At 60.7% G+C, this 16,651-nt stretch carries 16 protein-coding genes and 2 pseudogenes; 14 read left to right on the forward strand and 4 right to left on the reverse strand.

Features of this window, described 5'->3' with window-relative positions:
* Positions 1-153: 153 nt before the first annotated feature.
* A pseudogene (locus RA167_RS05930) lies at positions 154-448 on the reverse strand (addiction module antidote protein).
* A 504-nt stretch (positions 449-952) separates the two neighbouring features.
* Here RA167_RS05930 and mltG point away from each other — a divergent pair.
* The 10 genes and pseudogenes from mltG to RA167_RS05980 all read left to right on the forward strand — a co-directional run bounded on the left by mltG (position 953) and on the right by RA167_RS05980 (position 10,330).
* Complete coding sequence (gene mltG / locus RA167_RS05935; protein WP_076784851.1) at positions 953-2,041, forward strand: endolytic transglycosylase MltG; 1,089 nt, start codon at positions 953-955, stop codon at positions 2,039-2,041.
* 1 nt (position 2,042) lies between these two features.
* Positions 2,043-2,699: a dTMP kinase gene (gene tmk, locus RA167_RS05940; protein WP_083703665.1), complete on the forward strand. Its 657-nt coding sequence runs from the start codon at positions 2,043-2,045 to the stop codon at positions 2,697-2,699.
* 10 nt (positions 2,700-2,709) lie between these two features.
* The gene (locus RA167_RS05945; RefSeq protein ID WP_076784852.1) at positions 2,710-3,789 is read left to right on the forward strand and encodes a DNA polymerase III subunit delta'; all 1,080 of its coding nucleotides are present in this window, start codon (positions 2,710-2,712) and stop codon (positions 3,787-3,789) included.
* Positions 3,786-4,294 (forward strand): annotated as a pseudogene (locus RA167_RS05950) (GNAT family N-acetyltransferase). The gene RA167_RS05945 and the pseudogene RA167_RS05950 overlap by 4 nt, the downstream one beginning before the upstream one ends.
* A 38-nt stretch (positions 4,295-4,332) precedes the next feature.
* A complete protein-coding gene (locus RA167_RS05955) occupies positions 4,333-5,115 on the forward strand; it encodes a TatD family hydrolase (protein WP_076784853.1) in 783 nt (260 codons plus the stop codon).
* A gap of 49 nt (positions 5,116-5,164) precedes the next feature.
* A complete protein-coding gene (locus RA167_RS05960) occupies positions 5,165-5,974 on the forward strand; it encodes an ankyrin repeat domain-containing protein (protein ID WP_370642952.1) in 810 nt (269 codons plus the stop codon).
* Positions 5,975-6,043: 69 nt separating this feature from the next.
* A complete protein-coding gene (locus tag RA167_RS05965; RefSeq protein ID WP_370642954.1) occupies positions 6,044-6,397 on the forward strand; it encodes a Rap1a/Tai family immunity protein in 354 nt (117 codons plus the stop codon).
* 10 nt (positions 6,398-6,407) lie between these two features.
* Entirely contained in the window at positions 6,408-7,589 is a 1,182-nt protein-coding gene (locus tag RA167_RS05970; protein WP_139336936.1) for a mechanosensitive ion channel family protein, read from the forward strand.
* Between the two features lie 80 nt (positions 7,590-7,669).
* The gene (gene otsA, locus RA167_RS05975; RefSeq protein WP_076784857.1) at positions 7,670-9,070 is read left to right on the forward strand and encodes an alpha,alpha-trehalose-phosphate synthase (UDP-forming); all 1,401 of its coding nucleotides are present in this window, start codon (positions 7,670-7,672) and stop codon (positions 9,068-9,070) included.
* 159 nt (positions 9,071-9,229) lie between these two features.
* Positions 9,230-10,330, forward strand: coding sequence for a glycosyltransferase family 4 protein (locus RA167_RS05980; protein ID WP_076784858.1), 1,101 nt, complete (start codon positions 9,230-9,232; stop codon positions 10,328-10,330).
* Between the two features lie 89 nt (positions 10,331-10,419).
* Here RA167_RS05980 and RA167_RS05985 read toward each other — a convergent pair whose 3' ends face one another.
* The 3 genes from RA167_RS05985 to RA167_RS05995 all read right to left on the reverse strand — a co-directional run bounded on the left by RA167_RS05985 (position 10,420) and on the right by RA167_RS05995 (position 11,838).
* Positions 10,420-10,566 (reverse strand): DUF3096 domain-containing protein, encoded by a 147-nt coding sequence (locus RA167_RS05985; RefSeq protein ID WP_076784859.1) that lies wholly within the window; start codon positions 10,564-10,566, stop codon positions 10,420-10,422.
* A gap of 13 nt (positions 10,567-10,579) precedes the next feature.
* Complete coding sequence (locus RA167_RS05990; protein ID WP_076784860.1) at positions 10,580-11,170, reverse strand: BPSL1445 family SYLF domain-containing lipoprotein; 591 nt, start codon at positions 11,168-11,170, stop codon at positions 10,580-10,582.
* A 134-nt stretch (positions 11,171-11,304) separates the two neighbouring features.
* On the reverse strand, positions 11,305-11,838 hold the full coding sequence (locus RA167_RS05995) for a hypothetical protein (protein ID WP_076784861.1): 534 nt from the start codon (positions 11,836-11,838) through the stop codon (positions 11,305-11,307).
* A gap of 567 nt (positions 11,839-12,405) precedes the next feature.
* Between RA167_RS05995 and RA167_RS06000 the strand changes: the two genes are divergently transcribed.
* The 4 genes from RA167_RS06000 to RA167_RS06015 all read left to right on the forward strand — a co-directional run bounded on the left by RA167_RS06000 (position 12,406) and on the right by RA167_RS06015 (position 16,571).
* The gene (locus RA167_RS06000; protein ID WP_170872392.1) at positions 12,406-12,876 is read left to right on the forward strand and encodes a response regulator; all 471 of its coding nucleotides are present in this window, start codon (positions 12,406-12,408) and stop codon (positions 12,874-12,876) included.
* A 218-nt stretch (positions 12,877-13,094) separates the two neighbouring features.
* Positions 13,095-14,084, forward strand: coding sequence for a LacI family DNA-binding transcriptional regulator (locus RA167_RS06005; protein WP_076784863.1), 990 nt, complete (start codon positions 13,095-13,097; stop codon positions 14,082-14,084).
* Positions 14,081-14,419 carry a PfkB family carbohydrate kinase gene (locus RA167_RS06010; protein WP_076784864.1) on the forward strand — a complete coding sequence of 113 codons (339 nt, stop codon included), beginning with the start codon at positions 14,081-14,083 and terminating at the stop codon, positions 14,417-14,419. Before RA167_RS06005 ends, RA167_RS06010 begins: the two co-directional genes overlap by 4 nt.
* A gap of 229 nt (positions 14,420-14,648) precedes the next feature.
* On the forward strand, positions 14,649-16,571 hold the full coding sequence (locus RA167_RS06015; protein ID WP_076784865.1) for a PrkA family serine protein kinase: 1,923 nt from the start codon (positions 14,649-14,651) through the stop codon (positions 16,569-16,571).
* Positions 16,572-16,651: the final 80 nt, after the last annotated feature.

Raw genomic sequence — 16,651 nt, forward strand, 5'->3', positions numbered from 1 at the left:
CACGTTTTCCCTGCCGCCGCCGACCAGCGACAGATAGACAAGCTTCGAGCGCTCCAGCCCTACATGTGTGCGGTGCGGCCAAAGACGGCGGGATGCAATCCAAGTACGATGTCGGTTCAGTCCGCTGGGTAGTAATCGAAAGCTTTTTCGGCATCAAGCATGCGCCGTTGCGTGCAATTGCAGCCCGAGCGCTTTGATGACCTTTAAAATCGTCCCGAAGCTCGGATCACCCTCACTTGACAACGCCTTATAGGCCCTCCCGTGTCAGGCCTGCATCGCGGGCAACTTGTGTCATACCGCGCGCGCGGGCAATCACGCCAAGTGCTTGTGCAGTGCATGTCGGATCATCGCCGCCTTCTAGAAGGCATGCCTCAAAATATTCGGCGATATCTTCTTCGGTCTTCAGGTGCTCGGCCGAATCCCATGGCCGGGTCTTGATTTTGTCCATCTTTCACTCCGTATCAAGGCAATTCGACATCCGATGCTTCACTGCTAGCAGCAGCTCCGCCCCGATGTCGCGCGTCGCGTCACGCGCGATGAGTTCTTTTTCGGTCTTAGGCATCCTTGATTGCCTTGAGCGTGTGGCCGGGAATGTTCTCCCGTGCACTCTTGGCGTAGATCGTGAGCAACCAGATTTCGCCGTTCGCAAGCCGGTTGTAGTAGATGACGCGGACACCGCCGCTCTTCCCGCTACCTTGACGCTTCCAGCGCACTTTCCGGCCGTAAGCTTGGAGGCTTCCTGCTCTACCATTGAGCTACACTCGCTACTGCCTCGGATTATGCTGAAACCCTGTGCCATAGGCAAAAATCTGCTGTATACAAATCAATGACTTACACGCTCATCGTAAACGCGCCAAAGGTACAGGTATAACGGCTGGATTCGCCTACTGTGGCGGGAGACCGCCAAATTTAGCAACTGTATTATATTGAGTCTTGCTCAACCCTGTTTCGCATGTCCCTGTTCAAGAAAGTGCTGTTCGCCACGGCGGCGGTCGCGACAGTCGCCGTCGTCGCGGCGTGTGGCGCCGTTTGGTATTGGGCTCGCACGCCCCTTCAGATCACGCCTTCGCCACTTGATGTCACGATCAAGCCGCGCAGCAGCCTGCGCAGCGTCGCCGTCCAATTGCGCCGCGGCGGCGTGCCGGTCGAGCCGCGCTTGTTCGTGCTAATGGCCCGCGTGCTGGGCCTGTCCTCGCAATTGAAATCCGGCAATTACGCGTTCTCGACCGGGGTCACGCCATACGGCGTGTTGCAGAAGGTGGCGCGCGGCGACGTCAACCAATACGTCGTTACGATCATCGAGGGTTGGACGTTTCGCCGCATGCGCGACGAGATCAACGCGCACCCGGCGTTGCGCCATGATTCCGCCGCGCTCAGCGACGCGCAATTGATGCGCGCGATTCTGGCCGACATTGCACCCACCGACCCACGCGCGGCGGGCACGTCGCCGGCATCGCCGCCCGCACGCCGCATGCCGGCGCTGCGAGGCGCGCCTGCGCAGGAACCCGAGGGCCTGTTCTTCCCAGATACGTACCTGTTCGACAAGAACACCAGCGACCTAGACATTTACCGCCGTGCATACCAGTTGATGCATCTGCGGGTGCAGCAGGCATGGGAGGGCCGCGCGCTGGGGCTGCCCTATGCGACGCCCTACGATGCGCTGAAAATGGCCTCGATTGTCGAGAAGGAGACCGGCCGCGCGCAAGACCGGCCGCTGGTGGCTGCGGTACTTGTCAACCGATTGCGTCTGTCGATGCCATTGCAAACCGATCCGACTGTAATCTACGGGCTTGGCACATCGTACGCTGGCCGGTTGCGCAAGCAGGACTTGCAGACTGACACCCCGTACAATACCTATATGCGCGGCGGGCTTCCGCCCACGCCGATCGCGCTACCCGGCAACGCGTCGCTGGAAGCCGCGCTGCACCCGGCTGCCAGCAGCGCGTTGTATTTTGTCGCGCGCGGCGACGGCAGCAGTCATTTTTCCGACAATCTCGGCGATCACAACAAGGCCGTCGACAAGTACATCAGGGGCCAGTGACATGATGGATATCACGACCAGCCGCCACGACGGGCCCCGGCCGCGCGGCAAATTCATTACGTTTGAAGGGATCGATGGCGCTGGCAAGACGACTCATCTGACGTGGTTTTGCGACCGGCTGTCCGAGCGCGCCGCGCGGCAGGGTGCCAGTGTCATCGTCACACGCGAGCCGGGTGGCACGCCGCTGGGCGAGACGCTGCGGGAAATCCTGTTGCGCCAACCGATGCATTTGGAAACGGAGACATTACTGATGTTTGCGGCGCGTCGCGAGCATATCGCCGCGGTGATCGAGCCGACGCTCGCCCGTGGCGACTGGGTGCTGTCCGATCGCTTCACGGATGCGACATTTGCCTACCAGGGCGGCGGGCGCGGCTTGTCGATCGACAAGCTGCAGGTGCTCGAGCACTGGGTGCAGGCCGGGCTGCAACCGGATCGCACCGTGCTGTTCGACGTGCCGACCGATACCGCCAGTGCAAGGCGTGGCGGGGCTCGCGCACCCGATAAGTTCGAGAGCGAGTCGAACGAATTCTTCGCGCACACCCGTGCCGAATACCTGCGCCGCGCCGCGCAGGCACCAGCGCGGTTTGCGATCGTCGATGCGACATGTTCGATCGCCGAAGTGCGCGAACAGCTCGAAGCTATTCTCCTCACTCTTTGATCGATAGAAAATGCCGTATCCATGGCAATACGACGACTGGACGCGTATCCAGGCACTGCGTGAACATTGGCCTCACGCGTTGTTGCTGTACGGGCAGGCCGGCATCGGCAAGGTGGATTTCGCTTGCGAGCTTGCGCAGAGCTTGTTGTGCGAGCAGCCTCGTGATGACGCACGCGCGTGCGGGCAGTGCGCCGCATGCACCTGGTTCCTGCAACGCAATCATCCGGATTTCAGGCTCGTCTGCCCCGAGGCCGTCGCCGCCGAGGCCACGCCGCTGCAAGCGAGCAGCGATATCGGCAAGAATGCCAACGGTGAGCGCACGGGCGACGACGATGGCGCAAGTGCTGGCGCAGGCGGCAAGAAATCCAAGGCGCCGAGCAAGGAGATCAGAATCGAGCAGGTCAGGGCGCTACTCGATTTCTGCAGCATTGGCTCGCACCGCGGCGGTCGGCGCGTGGTGGTACTGTTCCCGGCCGAGGCGCTGAACGTGGCGGCAGCCAACGCACTGCTCAAGACGCTGGAGGAGCCGCCGTCCGGCGTGGTGTTCCTGCTCGTGAGCGCGAACGTGGAGCGTTTGCTGCCGACCATCGTGAGCCGCTGCAGACAATGGCCGCTGGCGATGCCCGACGCGGCGAGTGCCTCGGATTGGCTCCGTAGCCAGTCCATTGACGATCCGGCGGGGGTACTCGCAGAAGCCGGCGGCGCGCCATTGGCCGCGCTGGCCGTTGCCCGCGACGAGCACGCGCCGCTCAAGCGCTTCACGCTTGAGCAACTTGCGGCCGGCCCGGCGTGCGACCCATTCGCCTGCGGCGAAGCCCTGCAAAAGGCGCCGGGGCCGTCGGTACTCGGCTGGCTGCAACGATGGCTCTATGACGTGCTAGCCATGCAGATGAGCGGCGAGCCACGCTACTTCCCAGCGCACCGCAACGCGCTCGAGTATGTTGCACAAAGTGCCACGTCTTTGCAGGTCGCCCAGTGCCTGAAGCGGATCACGCAACAACGGGCCGTCGAGCAGCATCCGCTGAATGGCCGACTGGTTTTCGAAGAGCTGTTTATCCATTATCGGAGCATGTTCGGGAGCAACCCATGACGCACATGCCCTATCGCGTCGCTACACGCGCCGATCTGCCGACGGTCATCGCGATTTATAATTCGACGGTTTCCCCCAGGCAAGTGACTGCGGACCTGAAGCCTGTCAGTGTCGATAGCCGGCACGACTGGTTCGATGCATATGCTCCAGATAGGCGCTCGCTGTGGGTCGTGGAGCGCGACGGCAGGGTAGTCGTATGGGTGAGCTTTTCTGACTTCTATGGCCGTCCAGCCTACCGCCACACGGCCGAAGTGAGCCTCTACCTGCACGCGTCGGTACGCGGGCAAGGGCTTGGATCACATTGCTGTCTGCGGCGCTCGAGCATGTGCCCTCGTTGGGCGTGCACACGGTGCTCGGTTTCCTCTTTGGCCACAACGAGCCCAGCCTGCGTTTGTTCCGCCGTTACGGCTTCGATGATTGGGGCCGGTTGCCGCGGATCGCGACACTGGATGGCATCGAGCGCGACGTGGTCATTGTCGGGCGCCGGCTCACCGCTGGCGCGTAAAGTCAGTTTCAATAGCGCGGCGGCGCCGCGGGGTACCGATGTTTATCGATTCACACTGCCACATCAACTTCGACGGAATGGCCGAGCGCCTGCCGGACGTGCTCGAGCAGATGCGCGTCAGTGCGGTGACTCATGCGCTGTGCGTCAGCGTCGATCTCGAGACGTTCCCGTCCGTGCTGGCGATTGCCCATGCGCATTCACATATCTTCGCGTCAGTGGGCGTGCATCCGGATCACGAGCACGCGCGCGAGCCGGACGTTGCCGAATTGGTCTCGCTCGCGCAGGACTCGAAGGTTGTTGCGATTGGTGAAACCGGATTGGATTACTATCGGCTCGAAGGCCGCACACTGGACGACATGGCATGGCAGCGGCAACGGTTCCGCACACATATCCAAGCTGCGCGCGCTGCCGACAAGCCATTGATCGTCCACACGCGTGCCGCCGCACAGGATACGCTGCGGATCATGCAGGAAGAGGGCGCAGCCGCAGTCGGCGGCGTGATGCATTGTTTCACCGAAACGTGGGATGTTGCGCAGGCGGCGCTCGAGCAAAATTTTTTTATTTCGCTGTCGGGCATTGTGACATTCAAGAACGCGACGCAAATCCAGGAGGTCGCTCGCAAAGTGCCGCTCGAACGCTTGTTGATCGAAACAGACTCGCCTTACCTGGCGCCTGTGCCGTACCGGGGCAAGCCCAATGAACCTGCGTATGTCAGCCATGTCGGACGTTTCGTCGCGCAGCTGCGTGGCATCGACGTGGAGCAACTTGGCGCGGCGACGTCGGCCAACTTTTTTCGGCTGTTCCGCAGCGCAAAATGTTGAGATCTAATTTTCTATAATTGATAAATTAGACAAATAACTCATGTCATGTATGAATAATTTCGCTGGGTTTTCCGATGTCATTCGCTCATCGTTTACCGCCGCCCGGGTATTGCACCGTTGCTCAGCGCGCTGGCTGGCCGGGGCATGGCTCACGTGCGCATTGACGATGGGGATAGGGGCCGCGATCCCGTCAACAGCGCAAGCGAGCCCGGCCGACGCGATGATCAAGGCAGTGAAGTTCGACGATGTCGACGCGGTGCGCAAGCTGCTCGCCGCCGGTATCGATCCGAACCTGGTCGATGCTGGCGGCATGCCGATGCTGGTACTCGCCGCGCGAGAAAAGTCCGAAAAGGTCGCCGCGCTGTTGGCGGACCAACCGAAGACTGACCTGGGGAAGCTGGATCGTGCTGGCGAGAACGCGATGATGTTGGCCGCGCTCAACGGCGAGACTGAGCTGGTCAAGCAGCTGATCGAGAAGGGGGCCGAAGTCAACAAGTCGGGCTGGACACCGCTGCATTACGCAGCGACGACCGGCCAGGATGAGGTCGTCAAGCTGCTGATCGATCATTCCGCATACATTGATGCCGCATCGCCGAACGGCACCACGCCGCTGATGATGGCCGCGCGCGGCGGCCATATCACGACCGTGAAGCTGCTGCTTGACGAGGGCGCCGACCTGACGTTGAAGAACCAGTTGGAATTGACCGCGATCGATTTTGCGAAACAATACAACCAGAAAGACATCGCGGACAGCCTAGCCGCGCGACTGGAGAAAATACAGGTGCAACAAAGACAAAAGGATTCACGCCCGCCTGCCACGGCCGGTGGCAGTGCAGGTAACGCAGGCAGTACAAAATAACCCGGCCCGGCACGGCGGTACGCCGTGCCGGATCTTGACTACAACATAAGGAACACCATGCTACGGACATTGCTCCGCGCCATCGCAATGTTTGCGATCAGTGTGCCGATGAACGCTTACGCGTTCACCGGCGCAGACCTGGACCGTCTGTGCCAGCGCACTGATGTGAAATCGCGCGTGTCGTGCGAAGCCTACATCGAAGGTGCAGCGGATGGTGTGTTCAATACGATCGAAGCCATCGGCGGTACGACAGGGCCGCGTGTAGGGCAGTACTTTTGCTTGCCCGATAACGTGAAAGCGGCGGAGTTGACTGACGCGGTGCGCAAGTATTTGGCAAATACGCCAAACGCAAAGGACTACAACGCCAGTACGGTCGTCGCACTGGGGTTGGGCAAGAGCTATCCATGCTCAACAGGCAAGTGATGGAGCGCTGGTGAGCTGGCTTGAACCGATCAGCAACATTGCTGCTTCGCCGCTGCATTCGTGGACCGGCCTGATCGTCGTTGCCGTGATCGCGGTGGTGTGCGTGCGCGCCGGGCACTGGGTCGGCGCCCGGATCATGCGTCGCGTGACGCGGCCCTATCCGATCTTGGCTGTCGTGACGGGGGCGATCGAGTGGCCATCGCTTTACGCGCTGGCGATGCTGGCTATCGAACTGGTGCTGCACGAGGCGCCGGACGAGTTGGCGTTGATCCGCGTCGCGCGCGATGTTGGTGGCCTGACGTTGATCGGCATGCTGACGCTGTTGGCCGTACGTTCGGTTGCCGGCGTAGGCAATGCAATCGTCGCCGCGAACCCGTTGGACACGGCCGACAACCTGCATGCGCGACGCATCCACACGCAGACGCGCGTGCTTGCTCGGTCGGTGATGACGCTGATCGTGATGCTCGGCATCGCGTCGATGTTGATGATGTTTCCCAACGTGCGGCAGGTCGGCACGAGCCTGCTCGCGTCGGCGGGCGTCGCCGGTCTGGTCGCCGGTATCGCGGCGCGCCCAGTGCTGGGCAATATGATCGCTGGGTTGCAGATTGCGCTGTCCCAGCCGATCCGACTTGACGACGTGGTGGTGATCCAAGGCGAGTGGGGACGGATTGAGGAAATCACGGGTACCTATGTCGCCGTTCGAATTTGGGATCAGCGGCGGCTGATCGTGCCACTGCAATGGTTGATAGAAAATCCGTTCACGAACTGGACCCGCAGCAGTTCGCAGATCATCGGCACGGTATTCCTGTTTGTCGACTACAAGATGCCGTTGCCGCCGTTGCGCGAGGAACTGTCACGTATCGTCAGCAATGCCCCGGAATGGGATGGGCGTGTCCAAGTATTGCAAGTTACCGACGCGACCGATCGCGCGATGCAATTGCGGGTACTGGTCAGCTCGAGCGATTCGGGCCTGAATTGGGATTTGCGTTGCCGCGTACGAGAAGGATTGATTGCCTTCATCCAGCGCTATTATCCAGAGTGCCTGCCGAAGATGCGGGCGGATCTGTCCACTGAACGTGAACGTGCACTGCAGGCCGAACCGCAGCCGATGCACGAGGCCACGCCACCGGAAGCGTCCAAGACCGCTGCCCATACGGAGGCCGACCCGGTGGCGATGCGCCGGGACGATTGACGCGCATTGAGTGAACCGCAGCGGCGCGCTATCGGTCATAACCGACATGTCCCATTCAGCAACTGACGGAGAATAAGCGAATGAGCCGACTGGTCGTAGTGTCGAATCGCGTCGCAACCCCCACTGAGAGCAAGGGATCCGCCGGTGGACTCGCCGTCGGCGTGTTCGGCGCGCTGAAGGATACGGGAGGGGTCTGGTTCGGCTGGAGTGGCGACGTAGTCGGCGAAACGGTCGCAAACGCTACGCCGACGCTCGTAGAGGACGGCAAGGTCACGTTCGCAACCGTCGGGCTGACGCGCAAAGACTACGATCAATACTATCGCGGTTTTTCGAATGCGACGCTGTGGCCTGTTTTCCACTATCGCAATGACCTGGCCGTCTACGACCGCGCAGATTATGCAGGGTACCTGCGCGTGAACCGGTGGCTTGCGCAGAAGCTACTGCCTTTGCTGCGGCCTGACGATGTGATCTGGGTCCACGATTATCACTTGATCCCATTCGGCGATGCGCTGCGCCAGCTTGGGGTGCAGAACCGGATCGGCTTTTTTCTGCATATCCCGTTTCCATCGCCGCAGATTCTGCTGAACATCCCGCCGCACGACGAACTGGTGCGCGTGCTGTGCAGCTATGACGTGGTGGGTTTCCAAACCGCGGTCGATCTGCGCGCCTTCGCCGATTATGTCGAGCGACACGCGCAGGGCAAAGTGTGGGACAACGGCCGGATCGAGGCATACGGGCGCGTATTGCACGGCGCTGCCTACCCGATCGGTGTTTTCCCCGATGACATCGCTGAGCAAGCGCGTCGCCACGAGAGCCGGCAACACGTGCTGGAACTAAAGCAAAGCTTGGAAGGGCGCAAGCTGATTATGAGCGTGGACCGGCTCGATTACTCGAAGGGGCTTGTCGAGCGCTTCCGGGCATTCGAGCAATTGCTAGAGCGTGCGCCGCACTGGCGCGGCAATGTCACGCTCGTTCAGGTGGCCCCGCCCACGCGCTCGGACGTTCAGTCGTATCAGGAAATTAGGCAGAGCCTCGAATATGAGGCCGGCCGGATCAACGGCCGGTTTTCCGGCCTGGACTACACGCCGATCCGATATTTAAACCAGCGCTATGACCGTTGGAAGCTGATGTCGCTATTTCGCGAGTCACAAATCGGCCTGGTCACGCCACTGCGTGACGGAATGAACCTGGTGGCCAAGGAGTATGTTGCCGCCCAAAATCCGGACGATCCTGGCGTGCTGGTCCTATCGCGCTTTGCCGGCGCGGCGCTGGAGCTGCCCGGGGCACTGATCACCAACCCGTACGATATTATCGGTATGTCCGAGGCCCTTGAGCATGCGTTGGCGATGCCACTGGTGGAGCGACAAGAGCGCTACCAGACCAACATGCAACATCTGCGCGATAATGACCTGGGCGTCTGGCGCGACACCTTCATCGCCGATTTGCGCGGGCACGCACGCGCGGTGCCGGGGCAGCATTGACCGGCCACCGCGCTGATGTTTCCACGGCAGGCGCCCGTGCTGCGGCAGCTGCGTGGTGAAACAGGGTGCAAACGTGCACGTGCAGTGTGTCATACTGGCACGCCCGGTTGCAGGCCCGATGACCGCATCACCGCGGGAATTTCTAAATCGGAGACAAGCATGAGGATTGCCCAGATCGCGCCACTTACCGAGTCGGTGCCGCCTAAGCTGTATGGTGGCACGGAGCGCGTCGTCTCGTATATCACCGAAGCGCTGGTCGATCTCGGCCACGATGTGACGCTGTTCGCCAGCGCAGACTCGGACACTCGGGCCAAGCTTGTGCCGGTCTGGCCGCGGGCGCTGCGGCTCGATCCCGCTATTCGCGATCGGATCGCTCCGCATATGCTGTTGATGGAACGGGTGCGGCAGCAAGCGAGAGAATTCGACGTGCTGCATTTTCACCTGGACTACTACTCGTTTTCGCTGTTCGGCCGCCAGGACACGCCCTTTATCACTACGCTGCATGGGCGGCTGGACCTGCCGGAACAACAGCCGATCTTCGACACTTTCTCGAACGCAGCGGTCGTATCGATCTCGGACGCACAGCGCGAGCCGCTGCCGCAGGCGAAGTGGCTGACGACCGTCTACCACGGCCTGCCCGAGATGCTGTACACGCCACAGCCCGTGCAGCCACAGTACCTAGCGTTCCTTGGCCGGATATCGCCGGAAAAACGTGTCGATATCGCGATCCGGATCGCCGGACTCTGCGGCATGAAGATCCGCATCGCCGCCAAAGTCGACGCCGCCGACCAGCAGTATTTCGAGCGCGACATACGGCCATTGTTGGCGTTGCCGCACGTCGAGTTCATTGGTGAAATCGCTGACGAGCAAAAAGCGCACTTCCTGTCTGGCGCACACGCACTACTGTTTCCGATCGACTGGCCCGAGCCGTTCGGTCTGGTGATGATCGAGGCGATGGCCTGCGGCACACCGGTCATCGCGTTCAACCGGGGTTCGGTGTCAGAGGTGATCGACGAAGCGCAGTCTGGCTTCATCGTAGAGGACGAAATCAGTGCGGTTGCGGCGGTCAACCGCGTTGGCACGTTGTCGCGTGAACGCGTGAGAGCGTGCTTCGAGCGACGCTTCACGTCGCGCCGCATGGCGCAGCAGTATCTAGAAGCCTACCATATGGTCGTACGCGCGCAGCGGCGCGCGCGCTTCAAAGTTATCGATCGCGCAGCGCCGCCCAAACTACACATCCCGGTGGACGCGGCAAGCTGACGCCGCCACGTCGCTTTGCGTGACGAGCCGCCGGCCCCGCGCGGGCAACCTGGCCCCACCAGGGGCCATGCGTTGAGCTACCGTCCGTGTCAATGCAGCTTGTCACCGAACAAGCCAAACAGGCCGATAATGATCAGATACAACGCGATAATGATATTCAATAGTCGCGGTATCAACAGGATCAGAATGTCGGCGACCAGCGCCACCACCGGGCCCGCTGTCACGGTCAGGCTCATGAGCGCGCGCGGCTTAGAGCTTCAGTTTCGTCACCTTCGTGCCTTCCAACGACACGCCGGCCATCAGGCCCGCATTCGTCAGCACGAACGCCTGCACCGGCGCGGTGGCCGTGGTGGTATCGATTTTGCCGTTCACGCCGACTTTCAGCACCGCGACGGTCGCATCGGCGCCCACGGCCCAGCCTTCGCTGTTGCGGAACTTGTCCAGTGAGTCCTGCGTCATGAACAAAAAAACCAGCGCCTTGGATTGCGCACCGGCCTGCAAGCCGAACGAGCCCGTTGCGGTACTGTAATAGCCAGCCGTCTCTTCACCGACACGCAGCGCACCTTCGCCATACTGGCCCCCGACAATGAAGGCTGCGGACACGACGGACGGGAACACCAGCACGCCACGGGACTTCGCGACCAGCTCCCGCGAACCGTTGGCGGTGGTATAGAGGCGTGCCAACGTTTCATTGACCGAAGTATTGATGCTCTGGCGCTTGGCTGCGTTGCCGGATGCCCTCGACGCAGAAGTCTGGGTGGTCGTCGTGCAACCGGTGAGCGCGAGGCCGCCTGATGCGAGTAGGGCGGAGGTCGTCACTATGAACTTTCTTCTTTCCATCTCATTCTCCTAGGTTGCTTTCGGGGAACTGCCACGACACTGAAGCATGGAACGGGCCAACTGCGTAATGGTTCCCCAAATAACCCGGACGGTCGCCCAATTGCGCGATACAGGACCCTCAATGCGGGTGTGTCTCAACTGTCGATTCCATCGGGTCTGGTGTTGGCGTCGGGTCCGGCACAGCCCGGGGCAGGCGCCGGTGCGCCAGACAACTCGGATGAGGCCGTCGGTGTGCGCCTCGGCCGCTTAGGCGAGGGGCGTCGCAACGCCAAGCGCACGAATACGACAACTAGGCCGACAGCGAAGACAAACGACGAGGGCACGACCCAATAGCCGAAGATGGCCTGGCTCAGGTACGACAGCAGCGTGCGCCGACGTCTCGCATAGTCGTCCTGCGCTGCCTGCAATGCCGACGCATGCGCCGACACAACCACGGCCGGGCATCCGGCCGCCCGGGCCTGCTCCGCGGTCCCGGCGCAACGGCCAGCCGCGTCCATGGCACGCTCGGGCGCGCTGAGTTTCCAATTGCCGAGCGTGCGTTGCAGATCGGTGCGGTTGTAGGCCATCTCGACCTGGATCTCGTGAATTGTAATCAGCGCGACGGGCACCGCCCATACGAACGTGGCGATCAGCCAACGCCTGATCCAGCGGTTCGGTCTCCATGCCATCACGCGCCTCCGTCCGCCATTGGTGTGTGGTCACGAAACAACGGCGTCTGCAGCGATCAGCTGGCCATTCGGCTTAAACAGGCCGCCGTATCCCGATCATAGAGAATTTGACGGCGCTGCACACGGTGCACCGCACCACGAGCGGCCGCATCAACCGCGATGCGATCCTGAGGCGGCGTGCGTCAGCTGTCGGCTTGGCATCTAGGCAACCTTTCGTGGGGACCTTGCGCGGCGAGCCGGCGGTGCGTGGCATGCTTTATGTGCAACAATGGCGCGTTGTACCAGTCTGTGCCGGTCAATATTGCAAAAGTTCGACCGGTAAGTTCTGCAAAGCCGGTGTAAAGGTGCCCTATCGCGCGCCTCGGCCGACGACCACAGGGGCATCCCGGCGCGGCGCGTAAGTCGTCATTGGTACACGCAGCGCGATGGCAGGCGAATGCCCCAACACAGATTGCGGCAATTGCCTTCACGTTGGAACAGCGTTTGCTTCCTTAACGACCGCCGTGCTGCATGGCACTCTGTAGTGCAGCATTCCTACTGTACATTTGTCTAACGTCCGATTTCACAATGGCATCGCAGCCTGTCCAGCCCTCTAGTTCCGTGTCATCCGCCACGGCCGCGGCCGGTGGGGCCCTTGCCCGACATGGTTTGCGCGTGCTCGTGGTCGACGACGCCGAAGACGCGTGCGAGGGGCTGGCATTGCTGCTGCAAATCGAGGGTTTCCAGGTCGAGGCGACGCTCGACGGTCCCACCGCAGTGGAATGCGCCACGCATTTCGCCCCACATATCGTGCTGCTCGACTTGGCGATGCCGCGCATGAGTGGTTACGACGTCGCGCGCCGGCTGCGCGAGCATCCGTCGACACGTGACGCGCTGATCATCGCGTTGACGGGGCTGAGCGAGTTCGACGACATCGCTCGCAGCCGCGCGGCCGGTTTCAACCACCATCAGGTCAAGCCGGTGGACGTCGATACGCTGCTGTCGCTGATCGATCACCACTTCGCTACCCACGCGTCGCAGCGCTCCGGTCGTCAATGAGCGGTGGCGGAACCGAGCTAGGATGAATATGCCCGGGCGACGCGCCGGCTCCCCTCCATACCATCACAGCTCGAAATAACGTCGCTTTGCGCAACACTGTTTCCTCGGCAACGACATGTCGACGTTGACACATCGACCCGCGGCTTTGACGACGCGCTGGCGGACGAGGGCACCGTATGTTAGGTATCGGCGCTTTCAAACCTCAAGAGTAACTGGCAATGACGACGATCAAGGACGTGGCGGCACTTGCAGGCGTGTCGTTTACCACCGTTTCGCATGTGGTGAATAATTCCCGTCCGGTCAGTGCCGATGTGCGGGCAAAGGTCGAGCATGCGATCAGGCAACTGAATTATGTGCCGTCGGCGGTTGCCCGTTCACTGAAGGCGCGTTCCACGGCGACGATCGGGCTGGTCATTCCAAACGGCACGAATCCGTACTTTGCCGAGTTGGCGCGCGGCATCGAAGACCACTGCGAAAGAACCGGATATTGTGTCTTTTTATGCAATTCGGATGACGATCCGACCAAGCAACGCAATTATCTGCGAGTGTTACAGGAAAAGCGCATCGATGGGCTGATTGTCGCGTCGGCCGGCGCGGACAGCGTGCTGGCGTCCGCTGGCGTACCGATCGTAGTGGTGGACCGGGAAATCGAGGGCCCGAGCGCCGATCTGGTGCAGATCGACCATGAGCGCGGCGCGTATCTAGCCACCTGCCACCTGCTGGAACTCGGCCACGTACGCATCGGTTGCATCACCGGGCCGGTGCAGATGGCGGTCAGCGCGATGCGCGTCCAGGGCTTTCTACGCGCGATGGCCGAGCGTGGCATTGAGATTGTCAAGGACGGCATCGTCGAGGGCGATTTCACGATCCCAGGCGGCTATGTGGCCGCAAGCCGGCTGCTCGACCGCGTGAAGCCCAGCGCCATCTTTGCCAGCAACGACATAATGGGCATGGGCGCATTGCGAGCGGCGGCCAAGCGCAAGATCCAGGTGCCGGAGGAGTTGTCGATTATCGGATTCGACGATATCGAGTTATCCCGCTATGTTTACCCGGCGCTGTCCACCGTAGGCCAGTCGATTTTGCAGCTTGGCGAGGCGGCGGCGCAGACCTTGTTCGAGCGTATCAGCGGCAATGTGCAAGGGGGTCCACAACGGCGCGTCGTCACGCCACAGTTGGCGGTGCGCGAGTCCACTGCGGCGGCCCTATGACGAGCGTACAACGGCCACATACGTGCACCGGCCGTGTTACCGCGGTCGGCAGCTTAAACGTGGACCTGGCGGTGCGCACCGCGTCTTCCGTTTCTGGCGAAACGCTGAGTGGACACAACTTCGCGTTGATTTCGGGCGGCAAGGGCGCTAACCAGACCGTCGTCGCCACTCGGCTTGGGGCACAGGCGTCGATGATCGGCCGCGTCGGCGATGATCCCAACAGTGGGTCGTTGGTCAACGCGCTTTGGGCCGAAGGCATCGATTGTTCGGCGGGTCAGCTCAGCCCACCGCTGCGACTGGCCAGGGTTGAAAGCAAGCCAATACCGATGTCATGATAACGTTGCACAGCGAACGGTGCGGGATCAATATTGTAGGGCTTCGGTGTATGGCGCGCCAGCGGTTAAATTATCTTAGCAAACACTACGTGCGGTTGGTGAAATTCTCCCGAAATAGGATTAGGATGAGTCTAAGGGCATGCCGGTCGACCGGCCCGAGCGCGTGATACGACGCGTGCACCGCGGCGCTTGACCGGCAGCTCTCGTTGAATATCGGCGAGGAGGTGGTATGGATATTTACAACAGTTTCGCGACCCGCTTCGAAAAGACGAGAGAGGAAGAGTTCTCGTTAGAAGAGTATCTCGAACTGTGCAAGAACAATCCTGCCGCGTACGCCACGGCTGGCGAACGCATGTTGATGGCGATCGGGGAGCCGGAACACGTCGATACCCGCAATGATCCGAGGTTGTCGCGTGTTTTTGCCAACAAAGTCATCAAGATTTACCCGGCATTCCGTGAGTTCTATGGCATGGAAGAGGTAATCGAGCAGGTCGTCGCCTATTTCCGCCATTCTGCACAGGGGCTCGAGGAAAAGAAACAGATCCTGTATCTACTTGGGCCGGTCGGCGGCGGTAAATCGTCGATCGCGGAGCGTTTGAAGCAATTAATGGAGCGAGTGCCGTTCTACTCGATTAAAGGCTCGCCGGTCAACGAATCACCGCTCGGCTTGTTCGACTACGACGAGGATGGCCCGATCCTCGAAGAGCAGTATGGAATACCTCGCCGCTACCTGAAAAGTATCCTGTCTCCGTGGGCCGTCAAGCGCCTACACGAGTACAACGGCGATATCCGCCGGTTCCGCGTGGTCAAGCGCTATCCATCGGTGCTGCGTCAGATTGGAATTGCGAAGACCGAGCCGGGTGACGAGAACAACCAGGACATCTCATCGCTGGTCGGCAAGGTCGATATCCGCAAGCTGGAGCAGTATGCGCAGGACGATGCCGACGCGTACAGCTACTCGGGGGGACTGTGCCTGGCCAACCAGGGCCTGCTCGAGTTCGTCGAAATGTTCAAGGCTCCGATTAAGGTGCTGCACCCGTTACTGACCGCCACGCAGGAAGGCAACTTCAAGGGTACGGAGGGCTTTGGCGCGATTCCGTTCGACGGTATTATCCTTGCGCACTCGAACGAATCGGAATGGAAAGCATTCCGGAACAACAAGAATAACGAGGCGCTGCTCGATCGGATTTTCGTGATCAAGGTGCCGTACTGCCTACGCTACTCGGAAGAGATCAAGATTTATGACAAGTTGATCCGGAACTCGTCGCTCGGTTCCGCTGTTTGTGCACCGGGCACGCTGAAGATGATGGCGCAGTTCGCCGTGCTAACTCGCTTGCAGGAGCCGGAAAACTCCAGTCTGTTTTCTAAGATGCTGGTCTATGACGGCGAAAACCTGAAGGACACCGACCCGAAGGCGAAGTCGTACCAAGAGTATCGCGACTACGCTGGCGTTGACGAAGGCATGACAGGCATCTCGACACGCTTCGCGTTCAAGATCCTGTCGCGGGTGTTCAATTTCGACACGGCTGAGGTTGCCGCCAACCCGGTACACCTGATGTACGTGCTCGAGCAGCAGATCGAGCGCGAGCAGTTCCCACCGGAAGTTGAACAAAAGTACTTATCGTTCGTCAAGGAGCTTCTGGCGTCGCGCTACGCGGAGTTCATCGGCAAAGAGATCCAGACTGCCTATCTGGAATCGTATTCCGAATACGGCCAAAACATTTTCGACCGCTATGTGACTTATGCTGACTTCTGGATCCAGGATCAAGAGTTCCGGGATCACGACACCGGCGAGAGCTTCGATCGCGCGGCGTTGAACGCGGAATTGGAGAAAATCGAAAAGCCGGCGGGAATCAGTAATCCAAAAGATTTCCGCAACGAGATTGTCAACTTTGTCCTGCGTGCGCGTGCAGCTAATGGTGGCAAGAATCCGGCGTGGATCAGCTACGAAAAGCTGCGTGTTGTGATCGAGAAGAAAATGTTCTCCAACACGGAGGAACTTCTGCCGGTTATTTCATTCAACGCGAAGGGCTCCGCCGAGGAGCAACGCAAGCATGAGGACTTCGTCAACCGGATGGTCGCCAAGGGTTACACGCCTAAGCAGGTCCGCCTGCTGTGCGACTGGTATCTACGCGTGCGCAAGTCTTCCTAACAGCAAGCGTGCATAGCGTATTGGCGCCATAAGCAACGCGGCGTCTTGTGTACCGGGGCGGTGCCGGCGCGGCGGCGAAC

The organism is Mycetohabitans endofungorum, from assembly GCF_037477895.1.
Classification (GTDB): Bacteria; Pseudomonadota; Gammaproteobacteria; order Burkholderiales; family Burkholderiaceae; genus Mycetohabitans.

Excerpts from the sequence above, each read along its gene's own strand:
- mltG (WP_076784851.1), top strand. The coding sequence starts at position 953 with ATGTCCCTGTTCAAGAAAGTGCTGTTCGCCACGGCGGCGGTCGCGACA.
- tmk (WP_083703665.1), top strand. The coding sequence starts at position 2,043 with ATGATGGATATCACGACCAGCCGCCACGACGGGCCCCGGCCGCGCGGC.
- RA167_RS05945 (WP_076784852.1), top strand. The coding sequence starts at position 2,710 with ATGCCGTATCCATGGCAATACGACGACTGGACGCGTATCCAGGCACTG.
- RA167_RS05955 (WP_076784853.1), top strand. The coding sequence starts at position 4,333 with ATGTTTATCGATTCACACTGCCACATCAACTTCGACGGAATGGCCGAG.
- RA167_RS05960 (WP_370642952.1), top strand. The coding sequence starts at position 5,165 with ATGAATAATTTCGCTGGGTTTTCCGATGTCATTCGCTCATCGTTTACC.
- otsA (WP_076784857.1), top strand. The coding sequence starts at position 7,670 with ATGAGCCGACTGGTCGTAGTGTCGAATCGCGTCGCAACCCCCACTGAG.
- RA167_RS05980 (WP_076784858.1), top strand. The coding sequence starts at position 9,230 with ATGAGGATTGCCCAGATCGCGCCACTTACCGAGTCGGTGCCGCCTAAG.
- RA167_RS05985 (WP_076784859.1), bottom strand. The coding sequence starts at position 10,566 with ATGAGCCTGACCGTGACAGCGGGCCCGGTGGTGGCGCTGGTCGCCGAC.
- RA167_RS05990 (WP_076784860.1), bottom strand. The coding sequence starts at position 11,170 with ATGGAAAGAAGAAAGTTCATAGTGACGACCTCCGCCCTACTCGCATCA.
- RA167_RS05995 (WP_076784861.1), bottom strand. The coding sequence starts at position 11,838 with ATGGCATGGAGACCGAACCGCTGGATCAGGCGTTGGCTGATCGCCACG.
- RA167_RS06000 (WP_170872392.1), top strand. The coding sequence starts at position 12,406 with ATGGCATCGCAGCCTGTCCAGCCCTCTAGTTCCGTGTCATCCGCCACG.
- RA167_RS06005 (WP_076784863.1), top strand. The coding sequence starts at position 13,095 with ATGACGACGATCAAGGACGTGGCGGCACTTGCAGGCGTGTCGTTTACC.
- RA167_RS06010 (WP_076784864.1), top strand. The coding sequence starts at position 14,081 with ATGACGAGCGTACAACGGCCACATACGTGCACCGGCCGTGTTACCGCG.
- RA167_RS06015 (WP_076784865.1), top strand. The coding sequence starts at position 14,649 with ATGGATATTTACAACAGTTTCGCGACCCGCTTCGAAAAGACGAGAGAG.